Raw genomic sequence first — 22290 nt, forward strand, 5'->3', positions numbered from 1 at the left:
TATCTGCTTTCTTTTCTCTATTCCATAAGGCGCCTGGCAGCGCCCGGACACCCATTTGCGCCATCTGTCCTGGCGTATCCAAACATTCATTCCCGCCTTAATCCGTTACGGCCCCTGTACCATATTTCCTGCGTATTTCCTCAAACAAAGGCGCGTACTCCGAATCCCTCAGGTAAAATGCCGGGGTATAACCTAAGGGTGCATCCACGTTCACATCCCCGCCCTGGTATGGGTCCCCGGTCCACAGGTGGACCCATTCGCCCTCAGGAAGATACACATCCCAGTTTTCCCTGGCTTCAAGGTAGACCGGGGCCACCAGAAGGTCGCGCCCCAGCAGGTATTCATACTGGATGGCATACGCCCTTTTATCCTCCTCATGGTGAAGGAACAGCGGCCGCTGCACCGGTATGCCCTTTTCGGCATTTTCCTTTACCAGGGTCTTCATGTACGGGGCCAGCATGGTATAGATATCCACCAGCCTTGCCAGCTGTCCCATGCAGTCCTCATCCTCATAATACTGGAAATTCGTGTCCGGGCGGTTCCCCTCATGGGTACGCATCACCGGCGTGAACACGGCCATCTCGGACCATCTTAAGAACAGTTCCTTTGTCCTGGTATTGCCGAACAGGGAGGTGTAACCGCCGATGTCACTGTGGCTCAGGCCGCATCCGGTCATGCCCGCGCTTAGGGCCGCGCAGATAACCGTTGCCAGCCCGTCATGGACGGTAAAGTCCACGGACTGGTCCCCTGCCCATAAAAGGGTGCAGTACTTCTGGCTGCCGGTTCCCCCGGCCCGCATGAAGTATACAACCTCCCCCAGCCTGTTCCTCTCCTTCACCGCTTCATAGTTGCATTTTGCCCAGAGGGCCGGCCAGCGGTTGTGTTCAATCATGGGGGATTTACCGCTGTAAAGCCTTAAGTCATCTGTCGGGAGATACTCCCCAAAATCAGCCATCCAGCCGTCAATGCCGATGTCCAGGCTGTGCTTTTTAATCACTTCATCCTTAAACCATTCATAGGCGTCCGGATTGGTCAGGTCTACCACACCGCAGTAAAATTCGCCGAAATCCACCAGGTAATCGCTGCCGTCCCCTTTGGTGGCAAAGTAGCCCTTTTCCTTCCCTTCCTTGTAAAGGCTGCCGTCATTTACCAGATAGGGGTTGATATAGCCCAGGAACCGGATGCCCCTGGCGTGAAGCTCCTCAATGCGCTTTGGCAGGTCCGGGTACATTTCCTTATGGTACTGCCAGTCCCACTGAAGACGTTTTCCAAAGGATGTGACCCGTTTGCCGCACCAGTCCTGGCACCACAGGCCGGACACCTTGATTCCTTTTTCCAGGGTCTTGTCAAGGAGTCCGAAGGAGCGTTCATTGCCTCCCTGTACGCCGATGATCAGGCCGTTGTATACCCATTCAGGAAGTTCAGGCTGGCGCCCAAGGAATGCAGTCAGCTTTTCCAGCAGTTCCAGGAAGGTGGGGGCTGCCTCAATGCGGATGGATGCAGGCACCTCCCAAATCTGCAGCTCATGGAAATCCTTGTTCCTGAAATCAAAATCCGCATATGCCGTGGAATCCACATGGAGGTAATAGTGATGGCTGGATACAAAGGTGGGTTCAGGATAGTTGGTATTGTAATAGTCGCCTCCCGCCTTGTTTTCCACATCCGAACGCCATGTCACATAGGTGGTCTTATCCCTTCCGACCCCAGGTTCGGAGGTCCACAGAGGGAAATGCCTTCCTCTCAGATTAAAGTAAGACATCTGCTCACCGCATCCGTAGCAGCACTCCTCTTCGTCCGCATCCACCCGGAACCAGAACCGGTTGATACGCGGATCCACCTGGTGAAAGGAGAGGACCGCGCACTCGCCCTCAACCCTGACCGTAAGGGTAAGCTGCCCTTCCATGTCCATGGAAATGCCCTCCGGCCCTTCTGTGATCCCGGTCACACCTAAGGGGCGCCGTTCCACCACATAGTCCTCAATCTTATAATTTCCCCTGTACATATCCACGGATTCTTCCCCGTATCCAACGTAAATCATGGGCTTGCCGCCTTTGCAATCCAGTATGCTGCGGCCGTTTGCCTTTAACTCCCAGTCCATTTCCCTGCGAATAAACTCCATATGAAACCTCCTTGCCTGTTTTGGATTATTTTCCTATGCTTCAGCCTTCACTGCCTGACATGGTTCTGCGCTTACCCGTTTCTTTTTTTCCATCAAATAGAGGATTACGGTTTCAGCCACAAGCGCCAGGGTCACTCCGCCAATGAGCCCCATGTTCCTGTCCGGCGTGGCAAGACCGGCCGGTGAGAAGATGAAGTACTCATACACCAGGAAGGATACCAGCCACACGGCCACTGCATTTTTATGTACCCAGGGCGTCATATCATAGGCCGCGTTCTTCTGGGTGCTGTTGTCAAATACCTTGTCATTTGGTCTGATTTTCGCACATACAAAGATGATGACCAGCATGACTATAAAGGAAATTGCATAAATGTGCATGTAGTTGATTCCCAGGATCGTATTGGTAACAGGCATGTCAATGTATTTGAACCAGAACTTGTAGCCTGAGTAGAAGAACACGTGCCATGCAGAGGCAGCCACTGCTCCCAGGGAGGATCCCTTCTTGCTGAACATGCCGATGAGTACCAGGGTAATGATAGGGATATTGTAAAATCCGGTAAAGCTGCGCCCAAAGTCGTACAGGCCCGTGCTCAGCACCTGAAGGAACGGTGTAAAGCAGATGGCAAATGCCGCAAATCCCCATCCGATGTTCTTGGCATAGGCAACTGTCTTCTCATCCGACAATCCGGGATTGAAAATGGGCTTATAAATATCTACCATGAATACAGTGGAAGCCGCATTCAGGAAGGAGTTGTAGGTGGAAATGACAGAGCCGAACAGGGCCGCGCAGAACAGGCCAACCACCGGCCACGGAAGCGCCTTAGCCACCAGTGTGGGATATGCGAAATCCTTGCTCTCCAGCCCGGTCCCCACCAGCGCCGCGGCAATGACACCGGGAAGTACCAGCAGCATGGGCACCATCATTTTCAGGAAACCGGAAATAAGCACGCCCTTCTGCCCTTCTTTTAAGTTCTTTGCGCCCAGCGCCCTCTGGATCAGGACCTGGTTGGTGCCCCAGTAAAACAGGTTGGCCAGCACCATGCCGGTGAAGATACATGCAAAGGGCACCGGGTCATTTTTGCCTCCGATTGCGTTTAACTGGGCATAGTTGTTATCCAGGACATAACTGACGCCTGCAAAAAAACCTCCGTCCGCCTTGGCATTCCCCACTGCGATAAAACCGAATACCACAACCAGAAGGGAACCGGCCACCAGCAGGACGCCGTTGATGGTATCGGATACAGCCACTGCCTTCAGTCCGCCCAACACTGCATACAATGCCCCGATGATGCCAACCAGCACAATCAGGATGGTAAGCGCTGTCTGGGAGCTGATACCGAAAATATGGGACAGGTCAAATATCTGGTTAAAGCCGATGGCGCCCGCGTACAGACACACAGGAATACCGATCAACAGATATCCCACCAGGAAAAACAGGGATACCATACGGCGCACGAAAATGCCGTAGCGCTCTTCCATAAACTCCGGAAGGGTGGTGTATCCCTTCCTCAGATACAGCGGAAGAAATACAAAGGCCATGACAATGGTTGCTATGACAGCGGTTGCCTCCCATGCCATTCCTGACATATTGGCTGCGTAGGACTGGCCGGAAAGGCCTACCAGGTTCTCGGCTGAAAGGTTGGTCAGCAGCATGGAGCCGGCTATGAAGGTTCCTCCCAGTCCGCTTCCTGCCAGGAAATATCCCTTTGCCGTTTTCTGGTCATCCCCGCCCTTTACGATTTTCGCAGATATCACACCCACGGCGGCTGTAAAAAGGATGAATGTAACTAAGGTAAACATCAGATGTTCCATAAATTATTCCCCCATTTTTTAATTTTGTACAATTTACCTGTATACTCAGATGAGCCGTTGTGATACCATGGATATGCATTGGAGGTACACATGCCTCAACTGTACGCCGCCCGGGTCCAGCCCCATCTGCCAGGATACAAGCTGTGCCTGGGCAGCGTTTTTTATTTTGAATTACGGTGTTATTCAATACTTAAGTTCCCTGTTTTCCCCCAGAAGCCCCGGGAATGCCCCCTGCCGGATCAAGGGTTCCCGTCCCGGGTGGGCGATGACCCATTTATTGCGCTGCAGAAGCAGCTTTCCCTCTTCCTCCACCGGCTGCCTCCGGTTTTCAAGGGGTGTGTTGGTTCCCCTGGGAAGGATTACGATATCCTTAAACCCCTTGTCTGTCACGCGGCAGGGCGACAGGTGAAGGGTGGTCTGGTACATCTCAATGGCTGTTCCCTTTTCCACAAAAAACACCTTTGCGTCCTCTACCCTGTATGTATTGTCCCTTATCTCCCAGGTATGTCCCAATACCAGCATGAAATCCGTTACTGCAATGTTAATCTCGCTTCCTTTGTGGTATTCAAATCCGTTGTAGGTCGTGTTCCTGCCATTGCAGTATCCTACCTGGATGTCCATCCCGCCGTAGAAGCTGTCCCTCAGGAGCCCGGCCACCTGCGCCTGCTCCATTTCAGGAACAGAAGGCAGATAGACATTGCCGTTTTCCGGAATATCAGACCTTGTTTCCATATATGATATCAGTTCAGAGAAATCATACCCCTTTACAATCCGCCCGTATGTCTCAAACTCCCTGCCGTCCACAGGGCAGACCGGGACTGTATTGACCCGGTTCAGACGTTCCATCATCGTACTGTCCATTTTCCCTTCTTCCATCCTTCCCTGAATCAGCCTCTTACCACCTTTATGGTAGCACAAAAATCCTCTTTCCCATATCCCTGTTCCAACGCCTTTTCATAAACCTGTGCAGCCGCCTGCTCCCCCGGCATGGAGAGTCCGCATTCCTCTGCCAGATTCATACAGATATTCACATCCTTGGCCATATTTTCCACGGAAAAGGCAGTGGTATAATCCTCTTTCCCGATAGCCGTTTTCTTGGAATCCAGATAGAAATTCTGGCCGCCTCCGTAAGAAATGGCTTCCGCGTAATCCATGACGGAAATCCCATTCTTTCCAGCCAGGCTGATGGTCTCGTTAACCCCGTTCTGGATCTGGGAAACCAGGGCGTTATGACAAATCTTCATCACAAGGCCCTTGCCGTTTTCCCCCATGTGTTTTACATTTTCTCCCATATAGAGAAGGATGGGGCGCATGGCCTCGTACGTTTCCTTGTCGCCGCCCACATAGATTCCCAGCTTACCTGCCTCGGCAGCGGGTTTTGATTTCACAACCGGCGCGTCGATGAATCCGGCGCCAGTCTTCTTCACCATTTCGGCAATCTCCACGGATACGCTTGGGTCGATGGTGCTCATGTCGATGCAGGTCTTGGTGGAGTCCAGCTCGCCCAGGATTCCCATATACACAGACCTTGAATGCTCTGACTTTGGCACCATGGAAATGATTACGTCCGAATTCCTTGCCAGTTCCACGGAATCACTGCAGGCCACGGCTCCCCTGGATGCCAGCAGCTCTGTTTTTTCCTTTACAAAATCAAACACATACACCGTGTCATCATGTTTCTTTACAATATTCCAGCTCATGGACTCACCCATGATTCCCAGTCCGATAAATCCTATCTTCATATCTGCAGTACTCCTTTTATTCCGTAACCGTATTGTCCCAGGCATCAATGAAGGTTCCGATTCCCTGGTTGGTATAGGCATGTTTCATGGTATCCTGATACACGGCCAGCCCGGTTGTAACGATATCCGCCCCGGCCACGGCACAATCCACAATCTGCTTCGGTGTCCGGATGGCCGCGCAGATGATTTGGGTCTTCCCATAGAAACCGTAGTTCTTGTAAATGTCCACAATATTCCGGATATACGCCTTACAGTCCTCTCCGTTGGCTTCCTTCCAGCCGATGAACGGGGATACGAACAGCGAGTGGTTTTTTGCCGGAAGGATGGCCTGGGCCGGTGAGAATACCAGGGTCACATTGGTCCTGATTCCCTCTGCCTCCAGCTTCCTGGCTGCTGTGACACCTGCCTCGGTTGCCGGAATCTTGATTACAAAGTTAGGGCTGATGGCTGCAATCTTCCTGGCCTCTGCCAGCATTGCCTCCGCCTCATCCAGGTGGGGATTGATTTCAACAGATACCGGAAAACGCTCATATCCGTCCAGTCCTTCTGACTTAATCCAGTCCGCAATGCCCTGGATTGCTGTGAGGAACGGCTTCCCGCTGAGCATGATATGCCTTGGGTTGGTGGTGACACCGTCAATTCCGAATGTGTTGTAGGCTGTCTGGATCTCATCCAGCTTTGCACTGTCTAAAAAATACTTCATAATCTTACATCCTCCTTGTTTTGACTCTAATTTAATTTGTTAATTTGATTAATCAATTATTGTAGCAAGGGATTGGGCCTATGAGAGTTTGTGAACTTATCCGCTTACTCCAACCTTTCAACTCAATAATATAGTTAAAATAGCTAAATGTCAATGGGATATATGGAAAAAACTTAGTTTCGTCATATTGTTTAATTCATTTAATTAATTTTGTACAAAATGACAAATGCGATCATAACTCCTGCACGCTCCTGCTTCCATGGACTTCAAGCCGCTGCAATACGAGGGGCAGTGTTTTACTGTGCACTTTTTTGCTTTTCTTCCGTCTCAGCTTCCTGGCCGGGCTGTAACCGGATATATCCCCAACTGATTATAAATGTCATGGTACATTTTAGCCAATGAACGGGTTTTCATATCCTCCTCGCGGATTGGCGGTCCAAAAACAGCCCTTTTCACGTCGTCTTCTGTTATATAGATTTTTCCCGAATCATTTAACTCCTTAAACATTTTTTGAAATTCTTCTATCTGGCTTATAGAATATTCCATTTGTTTCTCTAATATCATCTTAATATCGCGCTCATGAATTGCATAAGCCTCCCGGATTTTCATATGATTAAGGTTATTTTTCATGCGTTCATTTTTTGTCCCGATATTGACGATGTATCCGTCGTTTTGGGATTCGTATGAAAATGTCACTTCCTGGTTAAAATCGATTTCCTCGTCAAAGGGGGATGCAAATTCTTCACTTCCCTTGCTTTTGATGCGGTTGCAGTTACCGCAGGCCGGCACCAGATTGTAAAGGCTTACTGCAAAAACCGGATACTGGGCTCGGCCAAAGAAATGGTCCAGCTGGGCCCCGGCCGCATTTCTTGCCCTTGCATTAATATAATCCCTGTTACAATACGGACATACGGTCAATCCGGTATTCTCTACCAGCCTGACCCGCAGCGACTTCCCGTCCTTCTGAGAATCCGCCGCATCGCCAAAGGCTTCATATATCCTGAAATACAAATCTGTCAATTTCGGTTTATGGGGTGAATGTCTGTCACGGCATTCCGCCTCCATTTCTGCCTTTTTATTATTCCTGATATACTGCTCAGCCTCCTTCAGCTTTTTATAAGGAGCCAAAATCAATTCCTCAAACCGGCCCTCTGCATCCTTTGCAGTGAAAAAATCCAGAGGCAGGAACTTTTTGCTGCTGGCTACAACTGCTTTCCTGTCCATTATACTGACGTTCTTTTTTACTGCAGCCAAATATTCCTTCCGGAATCCATCTGAATATGCATTAATCCTAATCATGCTTTAGCCTTTGTATCCTTTCCTCCAACTGTTGGATTTCTTTCTGCATCTCACGTATCTGCCAGTTCTTATCCTCAGCCTTATGTATGCTTACGAGTTTTTCCAGATTATCCCTGTAAATAGGTTCTCCTACCTGATGGATCAATCTCTGTACGTCCTCATATTCCTCCCCGTCTTTTACCTCAGTATAATACTGATGCAGAAATTTGCGGATATCCTCCATCCTTGCAGCCTTACTCTTCTTCCCGCCTTGCAGCACGCCTATCATTTCCTGTATCATTGTCTTGGCATATTCCCCAATCGTAGCTTCCATAAAGAAATTCCTGCGAAGCAGCCGGTGTATATTCTGTCCAAATGTGATTTCCTTTTCCCGCATTTCCGTGATTTTCTCCTCCTCCCCTGACAGATAAACCACGTCTTCCCTTAACACATCTGACAGGATAAAAGGAGAGTTGGTCGTAATCACAACCTGCACCCGCTCCTGGTTTAAATTTTCATTGATCATTTTCAAAAGTATGTCAATATAACATCTCTGCCACTCCGGATGATAATAAACCTCCCCTTCATCAATAAAAATCACAGCGGTTTCCCCCAGCAGCAGCGATTCCTCGTTACCAAAGATATTTTTACCCCACTTATTCTCATACAGCCGTTTCTCACGCTGACAGCCTTCCAGCATCCAGTACAGCCTTGCCAGAAATGCAAACTTAGCATACTCCCCGGAGGAAAAGTATTCTATCTTTGCATCCGGATAATGTACGAATTTTTCCAGCAGCCAGTCAAGCTGTTCAGGGTCATTTCCAATCTGCCCCAAGGTAAACTGCTCTTCTGCGTCATTTATATGGTTTGGCATCCGGCTCCTGACATGGAATATCTTATCTGTCTTTAAATCCAGCAGACGGTTCATCCTGTCCTGTCCCATGTATTTTAAAAAGGTAAACTGGTAACACAACTCCTTATTAATATAATCCTTATCCTCTGCTATGCCTTCCTTCCAGCAAGTGATTTTTTCCAAGAAGCTTCCCATTTCAGAGTAATCATACTGCTTAAAGTCATCCAACATGATTGCCTGTTCCTGCTTACTTCCCTTCTCCACATCCATCCTCTGCTCCGTGTCAGCAAAAGGTTCTAAATCATTTTTCAGCAGACCGGAAAAATAAAACAGCTTGCTGATTTCATTGAAGCTTCTGATGGTTCCCCTGTTAAAAGGCTTTAAATGAACTGCCTGTTCTGCCGTAATCCCGTCTATGTTTGTCACATAATACGCATCGTCGTCCAGCCGGAACACCACCAGGAACTCCGTATCCTCACCCAAAATATGGTAATCCTGGTACGCCTCCTTCTTTATGTATCCATTTTCTATTATAATATCGGTTTCTTCTACGAGTTTTATAAGCCTTAGGAATGTCTCCCTCAGGAAATCCACCGTGCTTGATTTACCGGTCCCGTTCTTTCCTACAATACAGGAAAGGGAGGACACGGCCTTTCCGTAAAAATGAGGTATCTTCCCCTCCTTTCCCTGGCTTATCCGCAGCTCCTTTTTCTGGTTATCATAATGATACCGATGGTCAAAATCAACCTGCTGCTCTTCCATCCCATGATACCGGTTTAAAAAAAGCAGCGAAAACAACATTTGCCTGTAATTGATTTTTTCCCCGGAACTGCCAAAAACAACTCCGTACAGTCTCTGTTCTTCCTGTCTTTGGTAGTATCCCTCCAGCCGCCAGTCTTTCATATCAAAGAGGAACGATTCCATCACATGCGCACTCAGGTTTGATACAGCCACATTGCCTTTAGATAAAGAAATGGTAAATGCCAAATGATTGTCCAGATAGAATTCCCGTTCCCCAATCTGATTATTCTTCCAGTATCCCTCCGGACTCCCAAAGACTACCAGAGGATCCGTATCCATTGTTATATCCGCCAAAAACTCCCTATCCACATCTTCCGTATCCTCCTGCAGCTTCTTATATAAAATCTTATTCAGGATATCGGCAAGAATCAGGGAATCCAGGTACCAGAATTTGTATCTCCTCTGTCTTTCACCGGTTAATGAGGACGATGTTATGACAGCATGGATCTGATGCCGGCAAACCATATCATTGATAATTCCGTACAGATGATACTGTCTCAGGACTTTGCCCAGAACTGCCTCCGGAACATTATGGATGTATGTCTTAATCATCTCAATCCCATGATAGGCATATCCATGGTCCTTCATGGTACCCGCATGCCGGATATGTGTAAAAAGCGTTTCTGCCGTCCTGTCCACGGAAAGCCCGGATAATTCTTTTTGGGGGTAAAACTGGCATATTAATCGGATTGCCTCTTCATTATCAGCAAACTTCCCTATGAAATTCCCATAAAACTCTATTAAGGCCGGATAAGCAGTTTCATGCAGCCCTGAAACGCTCCGATTGTGCTTCTTTCCCCTGTCCTTTTCGATATCCAGATTGTGGAAAAAAGCATAGGCCATGTGTCTTCTGGCATAAAGCTCTTTATATGTTTTACCAGGCATCTTTATGTTCTGGTCCAAAAATGTTGTCTTCTCCAAAAATAATGCGTGGTCCAAATCTATAGCAAAGGACATAATGTCTTTTTCATAATCATCTGTTACAAATGATTTCTGATGTTCTTTTTCAATTTCCTTTTCTTCTTCGTCAAATATGCGGCATAATAATTGGCAGAGTTGTGTTTCATCCTCAACCAAAGTATTTTGGAATATGGCGTAACCTCTCCGCAAATCATATTTTCTTAACATTATGATTTCTCTTATATTATCAACAACAGACATTTCCAACCCCTCCCTCTTTCTTTCCCAGTATATCATTTCTTGTCTAACACCGTCAATTATTACCGCCTCGGTTATCTTCCCTCCACTTTCCAGCAAAAATACCGCCCTGTCTCCAGGGCGGTACAAAATGTTCCATTATAACCGTTTCAAACCAATGCCAGAACACAGCCTAGCTGGCCAATGCCGTTATCCCAAAATAAGCCAGCACAATCACTCCCAATATAATCCTGTAATAGCCAAAAAACTTGAAGTCATGCTTGCGCACATAACTCATCAGGAACTGGATGGAATAGATGGATACCACAAACGCTATGAGCATGCCCAGGATTGTGTAAAACACCTGCGGGCCTGTGAACACATTGCCGGCCACAAAATATTTTACCAGCTTTAAAAGGCTTGCGCCGAACATGACCGGGATTCCAAGGAAAAATGAAAACTCCGCGGCAGCTCCCCTGGAACACCCCAGCACCATGGCGCCCAGGATGGTTGAACCGGAACGGGAGGTTCCTGGAATCAGGGCCAGAAGCTGGACCATACCGATTAAAAACGCGGTCTTGGCGGAAATCTGTCCTACCTTGTTAAACCTTGGATTGGAGCAAACGCTGCTGTTCTCCAGGACAATGAAAAGCACGCCATATACTATCAGGGCAGCGGACACCACATACGCATTAAAGAGATGGGCTTCCATCCAGTCATCCAGCAGAAGTCCCAGGACAGCTGCCGGGATGCAGGCAATGACAATCTTAATCCACAGGGACCAGGTTGCATCCCTCTGCCTGCTGCTCTTACTTGGGCTGAAAGGATTCAGTTTGTGGAAATACATGACCACGACTGCCAGGATGGCCCCCAGCTGGATGACCACCAGGAACACGTCCTTAAATGCATCCGGCTGGTTCAGCTTGATGATCTCATCCACCAGTATCATATGCCCGGTACTGCTTATGGGCAGCCATTCCGTGAACCCCTCCACGATTCCCAATACAATTATCTTCAACACTTCAACTAAAGTCATAAATTCTCCTTACCGCATGTTTGCCCGTAATCTGCGCATCATGCCCCTTACATGGATGCCAAGGCTGTATGCTGTACATTTTATGTAATCTTATGCGTCACTATACCTGATTTATATATTCTCAATCTGCCAGTCCACGGGTGCCAGACCATGTTCCTCAAGAAATGCATTGGTCCTGCTAAAAGGCCTGCTCCCGAAAAAGCCCCTGAATGCGGACAAAGGACTTGGGTGGGGCGCTTCCAGTATCATATGCTTTGGGTTGGTCAGCATGGGTTTCTTGGACTGGGCCGGCCTTCCCCACAGGATGAATACCATGGGGCGGTCCTGGTCGTTCAGGATCCGGATTGCAGCGTCCGTAAACTGCTCCCACCCGATATCATGGTGTGAGTTGGCCTGATGGGCCCGCACGGTAAGCACGGTGTTGAGAAGCATGACGCCCTGGTCCGACCACTTCTTCAGATATCCGTTATTGGGGATGTAGCATCCAAGGTCATCGTGAAGCTCCTGGTATATATTCACCAGGGACGGCGGTATCTCCACATCCGGCTTCACGGAAAAACACAGGCCGTGGGCCTGTCCGTCATTGTGGTAAGGGTCCTGCCCCAGGATGACCACCTTCACATCCGCCAAAGGCGTAAATGCAAATGCATTGAAAATATCATCCGGCGCCGGGAATACCTTCCTGGTCTCATATTCGTGTTTTACGGTCTGATACAGCTTTTTATAATATTCTTTCTTAAACTCGCCACTTAAGGGCTGCAGCCAGTCATTGGATATTGCGGCCATCTCCTGCATCTCCTTTTCTTCTACATGATTATCCATATTTTCATATTTTAGCATAGGAATACAAAGGAAACAACGGATATATACAAAATATTTGTCAAAGAAAAAAGAAAGACCGGTTTCAGGAAAAAACACGGACAGGGCGGCGGCATCCTTTCCAGGCGCCGCCGCCCCGTGATTCCATTCCTGCTTCATTTGACCAGATGCCGCTGTATTAGGGCGTGTTTGAAAATTCATTACCGCCATCTGCACGCCCTAAAGCCGGACCGGTATCCCCCGGCCGGCCAGATATTCCTTAAGATCCCTTATCTCCAGCTCCTTATAATGGAACAGGGATGCCGCAAGGGCAGCGTCCGCCTTCCCCTTTGTAAGGGCATCATAAAAATGCTCCTTTGTACCTGCCCCGCCTGATGCAATGACAGGCACTGAGACATTTTCCGCGATTAGGGATGTGAGTACGTTATCATACCCGGCCTTGGTCCCATCACAGTCCATGCTGGTAAGGAGGATTTCCCCTGCTCCCATCCGGTCGGCCTTCATGGCCCATTCCACGGCGTCAATGCCCACATCCACACGGCCTCCGTGCTTGAAAATGTTCCATCCCGACCCGTCCGGCCTGCGCCTGGCATCAATGGCCACCACCACGCACTGCCGCCCGAACTTATCCGCCGCATCACTGATAAGACGCGGGTTATCAATGGCGGAAGAATTAATGGAAATCTTATCAGCGCCTTCCCGCAAAAGCATGCGGAAATCTTCCACCGTGCGGATTCCTCCGCCCACGGTAAATGGGATGAACACGGTTTCCGCCACCTTGCGCACCATATCCGCCACCGTGTTCCGGTTGTCCGATGAAGCAGTAATATCCAGGAATACCAGTTCGTCCGCGCCGGCCTTATCATAGGCGGCCCCTATCTCCACCGGGTCCCCTGCATCCCGCAGGTTCACAAAGTTCACACCCTTTACAACACGCCCCTTATTCACATCCAGGCATGGAATGATTCTTTTTGTAAACATAGCCCTCTCCTACAGTTCAATGAAATTTTTCAGTATGGCAAGCCCCACCTGGCTGCTTTTTTCCGGATGGAACTGGCAGGCAAATACATTGTCCCGCTCAACCGCGGCGTGTATATGGGTGCTGTATTCCGTGGAAGCCGCCACAATGTCTTCCTCCCCTGCCTTCAGATAATAGGAATGTACAAAGTATACATACGCCCCATTCCCAATCCCCTTAAACAGCCTGGACCGGGGCTTTATGTCCAGGGAATTCCATCCCATATGGGGAATCTTAAGCCCCGGGCAGTCCGGTATTTTAAGGATACGGCCAGGAAGGATATCAAGCCCTTCCACTCCCGGGCTTTCCTCACTGCTTCCAAACAAAAGCTGTTGTCCCAGGCAGATTCCTAAAAAGGGGGACCCTTTTTCCACTGTGTCATGAATCACATCCACCAGGCCGTACTGGCGCAGGCGTCCCATGGCATCGCCAAACGAACCCACCCCCGGCAGGATGACCTTGTCCGCATCCAGTATGGTCTCCCCATCCCTTGTGATGACCGGCGCCTCTCCCAGGGATATCAGTGCTTTCTCTACGCTGCGCAGGTTGCCTGCGTCATAATCAATTATAGCAATCATATCATTAACCTCGCTCCTATGGTTTAACATTTTAGCATGGTAACGTAATAAAGGCAATATTTTTTTAATATGTTTCTTAAATTCCTGCTAAATCACGGATAAAGTCCACGGAATTGCAGCGGACGCCATATGCACGTTCCCGGACTTCCCCCGGTATCTGGTAAAAGCTTTCATGAATCCTGAAAAACCTGGACTTCTGGTTGAAAAATGCAATCTTCTCAAAGGGCCATCTCATGACCGTGGGCGTCCCGAACCCTTCCCCCAGTTCCAGTATCACAAGGGCCCGGTTCAATGTGCCTGTCTGCCATTTCTTGTAAGCTTCCCAGCGGGGCAGGTATCCCTCTTCTATATAATTGCCCGAATCCAGGGTGTTGCCGGTAAGGGGCCGGCCGCAATGAGGGCAGATGTCATCCGGTATTTCCCCTTCCTCCCATATGTCCTTGGTACAGGCGTCCGGGCACTGCCGCCAGTGGATGTTGCCGCAGGGCGCCACCATCCGGCCCGGATCAAAGTCCGTTTCATGGACAGCTGCGTCCGTCAGGGTGGTAACCACATAGTAATCCTTATCCTTTACAAGGGCGTATAAGGCATCATACGCTTCTTTCAGCCCGGCCTGGGCCCTGTCCTTAAGGCTCCGTTCCCTTATGTCCCTGCCGTCATCCCCCAGTTTCCACTCACCGCCGATACCGATCAATACCTTTTCAGCGCCCGAAAGGGCATCTGTCAGCTCCTGTTTTATATCTTCCATCATACGTGCATCACTTTCTTTCCTGCTTTTTATGCAAACCATCATACCATAAACACGTACATTGTTCAACGCCGGTAAATGAAGGAAATCCGCAGCAGGGAAATCTGCACATCCGGTTGCATTTTCCTGTTCCGTGCATTAAAATATAATGGACTAAAAAACAGACTGATGCCCCATCCGGCACTGCCGCTATGGTTCCTGGCCGGATGGTGCATTCAATATGAAAGCAGCCGCAGGCACAGCCATGAATCTGCGGACCAAGAGGTGAACATAAATGACGAAATCAGCACCAGATTTAAGAAAGCTTTTAGAGTCCATTGACCGGAGAAGCTATCCGGCCTACAAGGATGCCAGGGGATCTTATGACTTCAGCGACTATGTCCTGACCATTGACCATGTGCAGGGGGACCCTTTTGCCTCCCCTTCCAAACTAAGCATCTTCATTCCGCACCAGAAGGCGGGATATCCATCGGATTCCTTTGATACGCCCTGGAAGCAGACAGCCCTTGAGGATTATCTGGTAAGGCAGTTCTACCAGGAGATTGCAAAATATAATTTTAAGGCAAAGGGCTCCGGCAAAAGCGGGCTTATCGCCACCAGCCATCCGGGCCCCGAGGTCTTAAGCCGCACTGCCTGCGAGTGCAGTGCCAAGGGAATAACCGTACGCTTTGAATGCGGTTTCCCGGCTAACGGGAGGACCATTAATTCAGGCGAACTCATTAAAATACTCTTTGACTTCCTTCCCAGGTGTGCCAAAAGCGTACTTTACTTTAAGAACCGCAGGCCCGGCGAGGTACAGGCAGTCATTGACCTGGCCGAGGACCAGCAGTTCATCCGCGGGGAGCTTGGGCGGCTGAACCTGGTGTCCTTTGTGGCCGACCAGGCCATCCTGCCCAGGGAAAGCGGGATTTCCAGCCGTCCCATGAAGGGAAGCGTGCCCTTTGTATCCCCCCAGTCCATGCGCGTCAAACTGAACCTTCCCCATCACGGCCCCATTACAGGCATGGGGCTCAAGCGCGGCATCACCCTGATTGTGGGCGGCGGTTATCACGGCAAGTCCACACTGCTCAAGGCCCTGGAGTCCGGGGTTTACAACCACATTGCAGGGGATGGACGGGAATATGTCATCACGGACAGCACTGCCATGAAACTGCGGGCCGAGGACGGACGCAGCATCCGCAACACGGATATTTCCCTGTTCATCAATGACCTGCCCAACAAAAAGGACACACGGTGCTTTACCACCGAGGACGCCAGCGGAAGCACGTCCCAGGCAGCTGCTGTCATTGAGGGCATGGAGGCTGGCAGCCGTGTCTTCCTGATTGACGAGGACACCTCCGCCACCAACTTCATGGTGCGGGATGACCTGATGCAGAAAATCATCAGCCGTTCCAAGGAACCCATTACCCCGTTCATTGAGCGGGCCAGGGATCTGTACGAAAAATCGGACATATCCACGGTCATGGTTGCAGGCAGTTCCGGCGCCTATTTCTATATTGCGGACACCATCCTTCAGATGGACTGCTACGAGCCATATGACATCACAGACAAGACAAAGGCATTCTGCGCGTCCTACGGCGCAGAACCCATCACCTGCGCACCCGGATTCTCCATTCCCCAGAAAGGGCGGAAGCTTTTCACAGGAAGCAATGGGAATGCGGCCGCGGTCCGCAGCGAATCCACTGGCCGGGACGGTTCCTCCTATAGCCGGGGGGATTCTTCCTATGGCCGGGAGGAGTCATCCAATGGCCGGGGAGCTTCTTCCTACGGCCGGGGGCGGGGCGGACAGCGCGGACACGGCCCGTCCGACTCCGGGGGACGCGACGGACGCATCAAGGTAAAGGTCTATGGAAAGGATTCCCTTCAGGTAGGCAGGTCACCGGTTGACCTGCGATTCGTGGAACAGCTCATCGACCCGGAGCAGACCAATGCCCTTGCCCAGATACTCCGGTACTGTGTGGAGCACCAACTTCTGGAACGCTATACGGTTGCCGACACGGTTGCGCTTGTGCAGAAGGAAATAACAAAGGGCGGCCTGAGTGCAATCAGCGATTCCTCCTATGCTGCCATGGGATTATGCATGCCCAGGGTACAGGAGATATTTGCCTGCATGAACCGTTACAGAGGATAAATAAAAAGTGAATAGCAGGGGCTGAGCAGCATGATTAAAATGCCGCGCAGCCCCTGTTCCTATTTCTCTATTAAACTTCCACTACGCCATTAATATTCTTTCCCATCCAATATCTCAAGGTAATCCTTCAGATTCTTCTCAAGCAAAGACGGCGTATCCAGCCCATACGGACATTTTCCCTTGCACTGTCCGCAGTGAAGGCACTGCTCAATCAGCTTCATCTGCGCCTGGGCCTCGGGGGTAAGCTGGGCCTGGGACGGGGCGCGGCGGATCATCAGGGACATCCTGGCGCTGTTGCAGATGTCAATCCCTACCGGACACGGCATACAGTATCCGCAGCCGCGGCAGAATTCGCCCTGGAGCTGTTCCCTGTCGCGGGCAATCAGTTCTTCCAGTTCCTTTGTCATCACCGGCGGCTCCTGGACATAGGATAGGAACTCGTCCAGTTCCTTCTCCCTCTGGACCCCCCAGATTGGAAGCACATTGTCAAACTTTGCCAGATATACATAGGCTGCCCGGGAATTATTAATCAGGCCGCCGGATAATGCCTTCATTGCAATGAAGCCCATGTTGGCTTCCCTGCATCTGCTTACCAGTTCCAGGTCCTTATCCGTTGCCAGATAACAGAACGGGAACTGCAGTGTCTCATAAAGCCCGGAATCAATGGCTTCATTGGCAACAGCCAGCCTGTGGTTCGTGATGCCGATATGCCTTACCTTGCCCTGAGCCTTGGCCTCCAGGATTGCTTCGTAAAGCCCGGTCCCATCGCCTGGCTTTGGGCAGAAGGATGGATTGTGGAACTGATAAAGATCTATGTAATCTGTCCTGAGATATTCCAGGGAGGTCCCTAAATCCTCCCAGAATTCCTCCACGGTCCCAGCCATGGTCTTGGTGGCTATCAAGACCTTGTCCCGGATTCCTTCCAGCGCCATCCCCACTTTCTTCTCACTGTCCGTATAACACCGGGCCGTGTCAAAAAATGTGATTCCTCCTTCATACGCTTTTCTTACCAGATATACGGCGTCCTCATCCGATATACGCTGGATTGGAAGGGCGCCGAAACCATTCTTATTCACAGTCATGCCAGTGCTTCCCAGAGTCACTTCCACCATCTTTTGTACCTCCACTTGAGATTTTTTATTTATTTTATCATAAAAATCCCGGGCTGTACACCATGTCAGGCACTCAGGCTGTCACCTGTTCCGGATGAAAGCATTTCCTTCAGGTCTCCCATGGTCATGTCACGTTCCCGCAGCATTTCGTTGACAACTTTAAACTCCTCCAATTGAATCTGTTCTTCCAGATATGTTTCCTTTTCCCTCATTGTCTCCAGACAGTTCTCATACTGTGCAATGGTTGCCTGCACCTCAGCCAGTTCTCCCTGCAGTTTTTCAATTGGTGTTTTTCTTACTCCCCGTGCCATAGCGATGCGCTCCTTTTCTCTGATTTTATTATTAAGGCCGTAATTCCAATCTTTAAGCCCATTTATTACCAGTATATGTAGGCTTATCCAAAAATATACGGCGTTTTTCAAATCCTTCCATGAGTCTTCACGTATGCATGATGCTAGGGCGTGTTTGAAAATTGCTTTCCGTCAGCTGTGTGTCCCACTTTCCGGGGACTTTACGAATCATCCTGCCTGCGATATACTAGAGCGTGTTATATTAATGTGCGCCGCACAGACAGACGGCAGGGCCCAGCCATGAACAGGCCCGCGCCAGATACCACAGAATCAGGAGGTAAGAATGTTAAAAGAGTATGAGCATCATGCCCAATATTATGAGACTGACCAGATGGGATGCGTCCATCACTCCAACTTCATCCGCTGGATGGAGGAAGCCAGGATAGATATGATGGAACAGATGGGATGCGGATACCGGGCCATGGAAGAGGCCGGGATCATGAGCCCGGTCCTGGAAGTCCGCTGCCAGTACAGGAACATGGTGCATTTTGACGACCATATCCGTATCCGGGTCAATCTGAAGGCTTACAATGCAATCCGCATGACCCTGGAATATGAAATGCGGGATGCCGCAAGCGGCCGGCTGATGGCTTCAGGTGAAAGCAGCCACTGCTTCTTAAACAGACAGGGACGGCCCATATCCTTAAAAAGAATCCATCCCCAGTGGGATGAGGCCTTTATACGGGCCATGGAACAACTGAAATAAAAACCCACAGAAAGGCTGACTTTAAAATGACCCGACACAATCATATCCGATTATTGATAATTAGCATATTCACGATGATTGCCGTACTGACCGGCGGCTGTTCCTCCTCCCCATCCCCAATCCCTCCGTCCGCACCCCAAAGCGGAACCGGGCAGGGGCTTACGGTGCATTACATTGACGTGGGCCAGGGCGACAGCATACTGGCAGGGTCAGACGGACATTATATGCTCATTGATGCAGGTGAAAATGACCAGGCGGACACTGTGGTTTCCTATCTGAAACAGGCCGGCGTCACCTCCCTTGACTATGTGATCGGCACCCATCCCCACTCTGACCACATAGGCGGCCTGGACAAGGTCATTGATGAGTTTACCGTGGGCAAGGTCATACTTCCCCCGGTGGAACATACCACGCGTACCTTTGAGGATGTACTGAACGCAGTCTCCAACAAGGGGCTTAAAATCACCAAACCGGTTCCGGGCAGCACCTATACCCTTGGCAGCGCATCCTTCACCATTGTGGCGCCGGTAAAGGACTATGGCAATGATTTAAATAACTGGTCCGTGGGAATCCGGCTTACCTATGGCAGCAACAGCTTCCTCATGTGCGGGGACGCTGAATCCCAGGCCGAATCCGATATGCTGGAAAGGGGCATGCCCCTGAAGGCAGATGTGCTGAAGGCAGGCCATCACGGAAGCAGCACCTCCACCAGCAGCGTTTTCCTGAAGGCAGTTTCCCCTTCTTATGTGGTAATCCAGTGCGGAAAGGACAATTCCTACGGACACCCCCATAAGGAGACCATGGAAAAACTGGAAAAGGCCGGATGCCAGGTATTGCGCACGGATGAATACGGCACCATCACGGCCTCCAGCGACGGGACCCAAATCACCTGGAATGTTTCCGGCACAAAGGATGCCGCCGGTGCCCAGCCTTTCCAGTCCCCGCAGTCCACTTACATACTCAACACCAGCTCCAGGAAATTCCACCTGCCTGACTGCCCTTCCCTGGAACAGATGAAGGACAGGAACCGGAAGGAGTTTTCCGGCACAAGGGATGAGCTTATCAGTGAGGGATACGCGCCCTGCGGGCAATGCAGGCCGTAAATGCAACCCATGGATGCAACCCATAAATACAGCCCGTGATTGCAACCCATAAATGCAGCTCGTAATTGCAACCCATAAATACAGCCCATAAATACAACCCATAATCATTGCAACAGGAGGTTTACATGAAATACATCATCGACCGGCTGGAAGAAGGTCTGGCCATATGTGAAAACGAACAGAAGGAAATGATATCCATCCCCCTGGCCCAATTGCCAAAAGCCATAAAAGAAGGGGATATGATCTATGAAGCGGAAGGTATCTATTCCATTGATAAGGAAGGCACTGAGGAACGGCGCAGGAACATGCACAATAAGCTCATGGGTTTATTTGAATAGTTTTTTATTTTTAGCCCTTGCACCTTTTTCCCATTAATGATACCATAAGAAACATATGTAAATGGATAATTGGAGGATTATTTAGATGGAACTGATTTTACCTGAAAACTATGACCCCCGGCTTACCATCCGGGAGACACAGGACGCAATCAAATACATACGTGACACGTTCCAGAAAGAGATGGGACGTGAAATGCACTTAGAGAGGATATCCGCCCCCCTGTTCGTGGAGCGCAGCAGCGGACTTAATGACAACCTGAACGGCACGGAGCGGCCCGTGGACTTTGATATGCTGGGGCTTCCCGGCGAGACCCTGGAGGTTGTCCACTCCCTTGCCAAATGGAAACGTATGGCCCTTAAGGAGTACGGCTTTCAGCCCGGCGAAGGCCTCTACACCAACATGAACGCAATCCGCAGGGATGAGGAGCTGGATAACCTGCACTCCTGTTATGTGGACCAGTGGGACTGGGAGCGTGTGATCACAAAGGAACAGCGCAGCCTGGATACCCTGATGGACACGGTCCGCGAGATATTCAAGATCATCAAGCACATGCAGCATGAGGTGTGGTACAAATATCCAGAAGCGGTCAAGCATCTTCCCAAGGACATTTTCTTCATCACCACCCAGGAACTGGAGGACCTGTATCCTGACAGCACTCCCAAGGAAAGGGAAAACCTGATTACAAAGGAGCACGGATGTGTGTTCCTGATGCAGATCGGCGACAAGCTCACCGGCGGCAAACCCCATGACGGGCGCGCGCCTGACTATGATGACTGGAGCCTGAACGGGGATATCCTGTTCTGGTTTGAACATCTAAACTGTGCCCTGGAGATTTCCAGCATGGGAATCCGTGTGGACGAAAAAGCCCTGGAGGAACAGCTTAAAAAGGCCGGATGTGAAGAGCGCAGAAGCCTTCCCTACCATAAGATGCTCCTGGACGGCGAACTGCCGTACACCATCGGCGGCGGTATCGGACAGTCACGTCTGTGCATGCTGCTGCTGGACCGCGCCCACATCGGCGAGGTACAGGCCAGCATCTGGCCAAAGGACATGAGGGAAGTGTGCAGGCAGCACAACATTTTCCTGTTATGATATTTTCCTGCTGTATTCAATAAACAGTACGAAGGATAGAATGGATCTTATGGAATTTCATATATCAATCTTTTTCATTATCGAGGTAATCGGAACCGTTGCCTTTGCCTCCTCCGGCGCCATGGTGGCCATCAAACAGCAGCTGGACCTGCTAGGCGTGGTGGTCCTGGGCGTCACCACTGCGGTAGGCGGCGGCATGCTCAGGGATATCATACTGGGCAATGTCCCGCCCGGACTTTTCATGAACCCGGTTTATGTGATGGCTGCTTTCATTACTGTCCTTGCACTGTTCATCGTGGTAAGGCTGAACCAAAGGATACTGGAGAGCCGTTACATTGCCTCCTACGAGAAAATGATGAACATTTTTGACGCCATCGGGCTGGCTGCCTTTACGGTTACAGGAATTGATACAGCCGTGCTGGCAGGATATGGGGATTATCATTTCCTGTCCGTCTTCCTGGGTGTGCTTACCGGTGTGGGGGGCGGCGTGCTCAGGGATATCATGGCCGGCCAGACACCCTATATCCTGCGCAAGCATGTATATGCCAGCGCGTCCATTGCAGGGGCTTTGTGTTATGTGTTCCTGGCTGACTGGATGACAGGGGATGCATCCATGATCATAAGCGCCCTGCTGGTCATCCTGATACGCATGCTGGCCACCAGATACTGCTGGAACCTTCCTACCGCAACCAAGAAACAGCCGTGAGATTCCGGTATAACCATAAAAAGTACGGCTCCCTGGAATTTGATTTCCTGGAAGCCGTACTTTTATAGGCTCTTTGTCAATAGTTGGGGTGGGATTTGTTAAAATCC

21 protein-coding genes are annotated in these 22290 nt (G+C 50.1%); 6 read left to right on the forward strand and 15 right to left on the reverse strand.

Annotated elements, in window-relative coordinates; all coding sequences use genetic code 11:
- Nucleotides 1-97 precede the first annotated feature (97 nt).
- The 12 genes from DWX59_RS26875 to DWX59_RS26930 all read right to left on the reverse strand — a co-directional run bounded on the left by DWX59_RS26875 (nucleotide 98) and on the right by DWX59_RS26930 (nucleotide 14644).
- Complete coding sequence (locus DWX59_RS26875; RefSeq protein ID WP_117563222.1) at nucleotides 98-2119, reverse strand: alpha-glucosidase; 2022 nt, start codon at nucleotides 2117-2119, stop codon at nucleotides 98-100.
- 33 nt (nucleotides 2120-2152) lie between these two features.
- The gene (locus DWX59_RS26880) at nucleotides 2153-3931 is read right to left on the reverse strand and encodes a solute:sodium symporter family transporter (RefSeq protein ID WP_117563223.1); all 1779 of its coding nucleotides are present in this window, start codon (nucleotides 3929-3931) and stop codon (nucleotides 2153-2155) included.
- A 183-nt stretch (nucleotides 3932-4114) separates the two neighbouring features.
- The gene (locus DWX59_RS26885; protein WP_117563243.1) at nucleotides 4115-4780 is read right to left on the reverse strand and encodes a DUF4867 family protein; all 666 of its coding nucleotides are present in this window, start codon (nucleotides 4778-4780) and stop codon (nucleotides 4115-4117) included.
- Between the two features lie 38 nt (nucleotides 4781-4818).
- On the reverse strand, nucleotides 4819-5673 hold the full coding sequence (locus DWX59_RS26890; RefSeq protein WP_117563224.1) for an NAD(P)-dependent oxidoreductase: 855 nt from the start codon (nucleotides 5671-5673) through the stop codon (nucleotides 4819-4821).
- Between the two features lie 16 nt (nucleotides 5674-5689).
- Complete coding sequence (locus DWX59_RS26895; RefSeq protein WP_117563225.1) at nucleotides 5690-6376, reverse strand: transaldolase family protein; 687 nt, start codon at nucleotides 6374-6376, stop codon at nucleotides 5690-5692.
- 327 nt (nucleotides 6377-6703) lie between these two features.
- Entirely contained in the window at nucleotides 6704-7600 is an 897-nt protein-coding gene (locus DWX59_RS26900) for an HNH endonuclease family protein (protein WP_147325873.1), read from the reverse strand.
- A 67-nt stretch (nucleotides 7601-7667) separates the two neighbouring features.
- Entirely contained in the window at nucleotides 7668-10193 is a 2526-nt protein-coding gene (locus tag DWX59_RS26905) for an AAA family ATPase (protein ID WP_207660469.1), read from the reverse strand.
- Nucleotides 10194-10638: 445 nt separating this feature from the next.
- Nucleotides 10639-11481, reverse strand: coding sequence for an undecaprenyl-diphosphate phosphatase (locus tag DWX59_RS26910; RefSeq protein WP_117563228.1), 843 nt, complete (start codon nucleotides 11479-11481; stop codon nucleotides 10639-10641).
- A 111-nt stretch (nucleotides 11482-11592) separates the two neighbouring features.
- A complete protein-coding gene (locus DWX59_RS26915) occupies nucleotides 11593-12267 on the reverse strand; it encodes a uracil-DNA glycosylase (protein WP_117563244.1) in 675 nt (224 codons plus the stop codon).
- Nucleotides 12268-12519: 252 nt separating this feature from the next.
- Nucleotides 12520-13281 (reverse strand): imidazole glycerol phosphate synthase subunit HisF, encoded by a 762-nt coding sequence (gene hisF, locus DWX59_RS26920; RefSeq protein WP_117563229.1) that lies wholly within the window; start codon nucleotides 13279-13281, stop codon nucleotides 12520-12522.
- Between the two features lie 9 nt (nucleotides 13282-13290).
- A complete protein-coding gene (hisH, locus tag DWX59_RS26925; RefSeq protein WP_117563230.1) occupies nucleotides 13291-13896 on the reverse strand; it encodes an imidazole glycerol phosphate synthase subunit HisH in 606 nt (201 codons plus the stop codon).
- A 76-nt stretch (nucleotides 13897-13972) separates the two neighbouring features.
- Entirely contained in the window at nucleotides 13973-14644 is a 672-nt protein-coding gene (locus tag DWX59_RS26930) for a hypothetical protein (protein ID WP_117563245.1), read from the reverse strand.
- Between the two features lie 274 nt (nucleotides 14645-14918).
- Between DWX59_RS26930 and DWX59_RS26935 the strand changes: the two genes are divergently transcribed.
- Nucleotides 14919-16775, forward strand: coding sequence for an ABC-ATPase domain-containing protein (locus DWX59_RS26935; protein ID WP_117563231.1), 1857 nt, complete (start codon nucleotides 14919-14921; stop codon nucleotides 16773-16775).
- Between the two features lie 89 nt (nucleotides 16776-16864).
- Here the strand turns inward: DWX59_RS26935 and DWX59_RS26940 are convergent, their stop codons facing one another.
- The 3 genes from DWX59_RS26940 to DWX59_RS30195 all read right to left on the reverse strand — a co-directional run bounded on the left by DWX59_RS26940 (nucleotide 16865) and on the right by DWX59_RS30195 (nucleotide 18409).
- Nucleotides 16865-17887, reverse strand: coding sequence for an aldo/keto reductase (locus DWX59_RS26940; protein ID WP_117563232.1), 1023 nt, complete (start codon nucleotides 17885-17887; stop codon nucleotides 16865-16867).
- A gap of 65 nt (nucleotides 17888-17952) precedes the next feature.
- Entirely contained in the window at nucleotides 17953-18198 is a 246-nt protein-coding gene (locus DWX59_RS26945; protein WP_117563233.1) for a hypothetical protein, read from the reverse strand.
- 127 nt (nucleotides 18199-18325) lie between these two features.
- Nucleotides 18326-18409 carry a DUF6783 domain-containing protein gene (locus tag DWX59_RS30195; protein ID WP_353626642.1) on the reverse strand — a complete coding sequence of 28 codons (84 nt, stop codon included), beginning with the start codon at nucleotides 18407-18409 and terminating at the stop codon, nucleotides 18326-18328.
- Nucleotides 18410-18520: 111 nt separating this feature from the next.
- Here DWX59_RS30195 and DWX59_RS26950 point away from each other — a divergent pair, with 111 nt between their 5' ends.
- From DWX59_RS26950 to DWX59_RS26970, 5 genes are all read left to right on the forward strand, one after another.
- Nucleotides 18521-18943: an acyl-CoA thioesterase gene (locus DWX59_RS26950; RefSeq protein WP_117563234.1), complete on the forward strand. Its 423-nt coding sequence runs from the start codon at nucleotides 18521-18523 to the stop codon at nucleotides 18941-18943.
- A 26-nt stretch (nucleotides 18944-18969) separates the two neighbouring features.
- A complete protein-coding gene (locus DWX59_RS26955; RefSeq protein WP_117563235.1) occupies nucleotides 18970-20046 on the forward strand; it encodes a ComEC/Rec2 family competence protein in 1077 nt (358 codons plus the stop codon).
- A gap of 125 nt (nucleotides 20047-20171) precedes the next feature.
- On the forward strand, nucleotides 20172-20384 hold the full coding sequence (locus DWX59_RS26960) for a DUF3006 domain-containing protein (RefSeq protein WP_117563236.1): 213 nt from the start codon (nucleotides 20172-20174) through the stop codon (nucleotides 20382-20384).
- A gap of 85 nt (nucleotides 20385-20469) precedes the next feature.
- Nucleotides 20470-21477 (forward strand): aspartate--ammonia ligase, encoded by a 1008-nt coding sequence (asnA, locus tag DWX59_RS26965; protein WP_117563237.1) that lies wholly within the window; start codon nucleotides 20470-20472, stop codon nucleotides 21475-21477.
- Between the two features lie 49 nt (nucleotides 21478-21526).
- The gene (locus DWX59_RS26970) at nucleotides 21527-22183 is read left to right on the forward strand and encodes a trimeric intracellular cation channel family protein (protein WP_117563238.1); all 657 of its coding nucleotides are present in this window, start codon (nucleotides 21527-21529) and stop codon (nucleotides 22181-22183) included.
- Nucleotides 22184-22290: the final 107 nt, after the last annotated feature.

This window comes from Enterocloster aldenensis, from assembly GCF_003434055.1.
Classification (GTDB): Bacteria; Bacillota; Clostridia; order Lachnospirales; family Lachnospiraceae; genus Enterocloster; species Enterocloster aldenensis.

Bases quoted from the DNA above. Each gene is read 5' to 3' on its own strand.
- DWX59_RS26875 (WP_117563222.1), bottom strand. From the start codon at position 2,119: ATGGAGTTTATTCGCAGGGAAATGGACTGGGAGTTAAAGGCAAACGGC.
- DWX59_RS26880 (WP_117563223.1), bottom strand. From the start codon at position 3,931: ATGGAACATCTGATGTTTACCTTAGTTACATTCATCCTTTTTACAGCC.
- DWX59_RS26885 (WP_117563243.1), bottom strand. From the start codon at position 4,780: ATGATGGAACGTCTGAACCGGGTCAATACAGTCCCGGTCTGCCCTGTG.
- DWX59_RS26890 (WP_117563224.1), bottom strand. From the start codon at position 5,673: ATGAAGATAGGATTTATCGGACTGGGAATCATGGGTGAGTCCATGAGC.
- DWX59_RS26895 (WP_117563225.1), bottom strand. From the start codon at position 6,376: ATGAAGTATTTTTTAGACAGTGCAAAGCTGGATGAGATCCAGACAGCC.
- DWX59_RS26900 (WP_147325873.1), bottom strand. From the start codon at position 7,600: ATGGACAGGAAAGCAGTTGTAGCCAGCAGCAAAAAGTTCCTGCCTCTG.
- DWX59_RS26905 (WP_207660469.1), bottom strand. From the start codon at position 10,193: ATGCCTGGTAAAACATATAAAGAGCTTTATGCCAGAAGACACATGGCC.
- DWX59_RS26910 (WP_117563228.1), bottom strand. From the start codon at position 11,481: ATGACTTTAGTTGAAGTGTTGAAGATAATTGTATTGGGAATCGTGGAG.
- DWX59_RS26915 (WP_117563244.1), bottom strand. From the start codon at position 12,267: ATGGCCGCAATATCCAATGACTGGCTGCAGCCCTTAAGTGGCGAGTTT.
- hisF (WP_117563229.1), bottom strand. From the start codon at position 13,281: ATGTTTACAAAAAGAATCATTCCATGCCTGGATGTGAATAAGGGGCGT.
- hisH (WP_117563230.1), bottom strand. From the start codon at position 13,896: ATGATTGCTATAATTGATTATGACGCAGGCAACCTGCGCAGCGTAGAG.
- DWX59_RS26930 (WP_117563245.1), bottom strand. From the start codon at position 14,644: ATGGAAGATATAAAACAGGAGCTGACAGATGCCCTTTCGGGCGCTGAA.
- DWX59_RS26935 (WP_117563231.1), top strand. From the start codon at position 14,919: ATGACGAAATCAGCACCAGATTTAAGAAAGCTTTTAGAGTCCATTGAC.
- DWX59_RS26940 (WP_117563232.1), bottom strand. From the start codon at position 17,887: ATGGTGGAAGTGACTCTGGGAAGCACTGGCATGACTGTGAATAAGAAT.
- DWX59_RS26945 (WP_117563233.1), bottom strand. From the start codon at position 18,198: ATGGCACGGGGAGTAAGAAAAACACCAATTGAAAAACTGCAGGGAGAA.
- DWX59_RS30195 (WP_353626642.1), bottom strand. From the start codon at position 18,409: ATGATTCGTAAAGTCCCCGGAAAGTGGGACACACAGCTGACGGAAAGC.
- DWX59_RS26950 (WP_117563234.1), top strand. From the start codon at position 18,521: ATGTTAAAAGAGTATGAGCATCATGCCCAATATTATGAGACTGACCAG.
- DWX59_RS26955 (WP_117563235.1), top strand. From the start codon at position 18,970: ATGACCCGACACAATCATATCCGATTATTGATAATTAGCATATTCACG.
- DWX59_RS26960 (WP_117563236.1), top strand. From the start codon at position 20,172: ATGAAATACATCATCGACCGGCTGGAAGAAGGTCTGGCCATATGTGAA.
- asnA (WP_117563237.1), top strand. From the start codon at position 20,470: ATGGAACTGATTTTACCTGAAAACTATGACCCCCGGCTTACCATCCGG.
- DWX59_RS26970 (WP_117563238.1), top strand. From the start codon at position 21,527: ATGGAATTTCATATATCAATCTTTTTCATTATCGAGGTAATCGGAACC.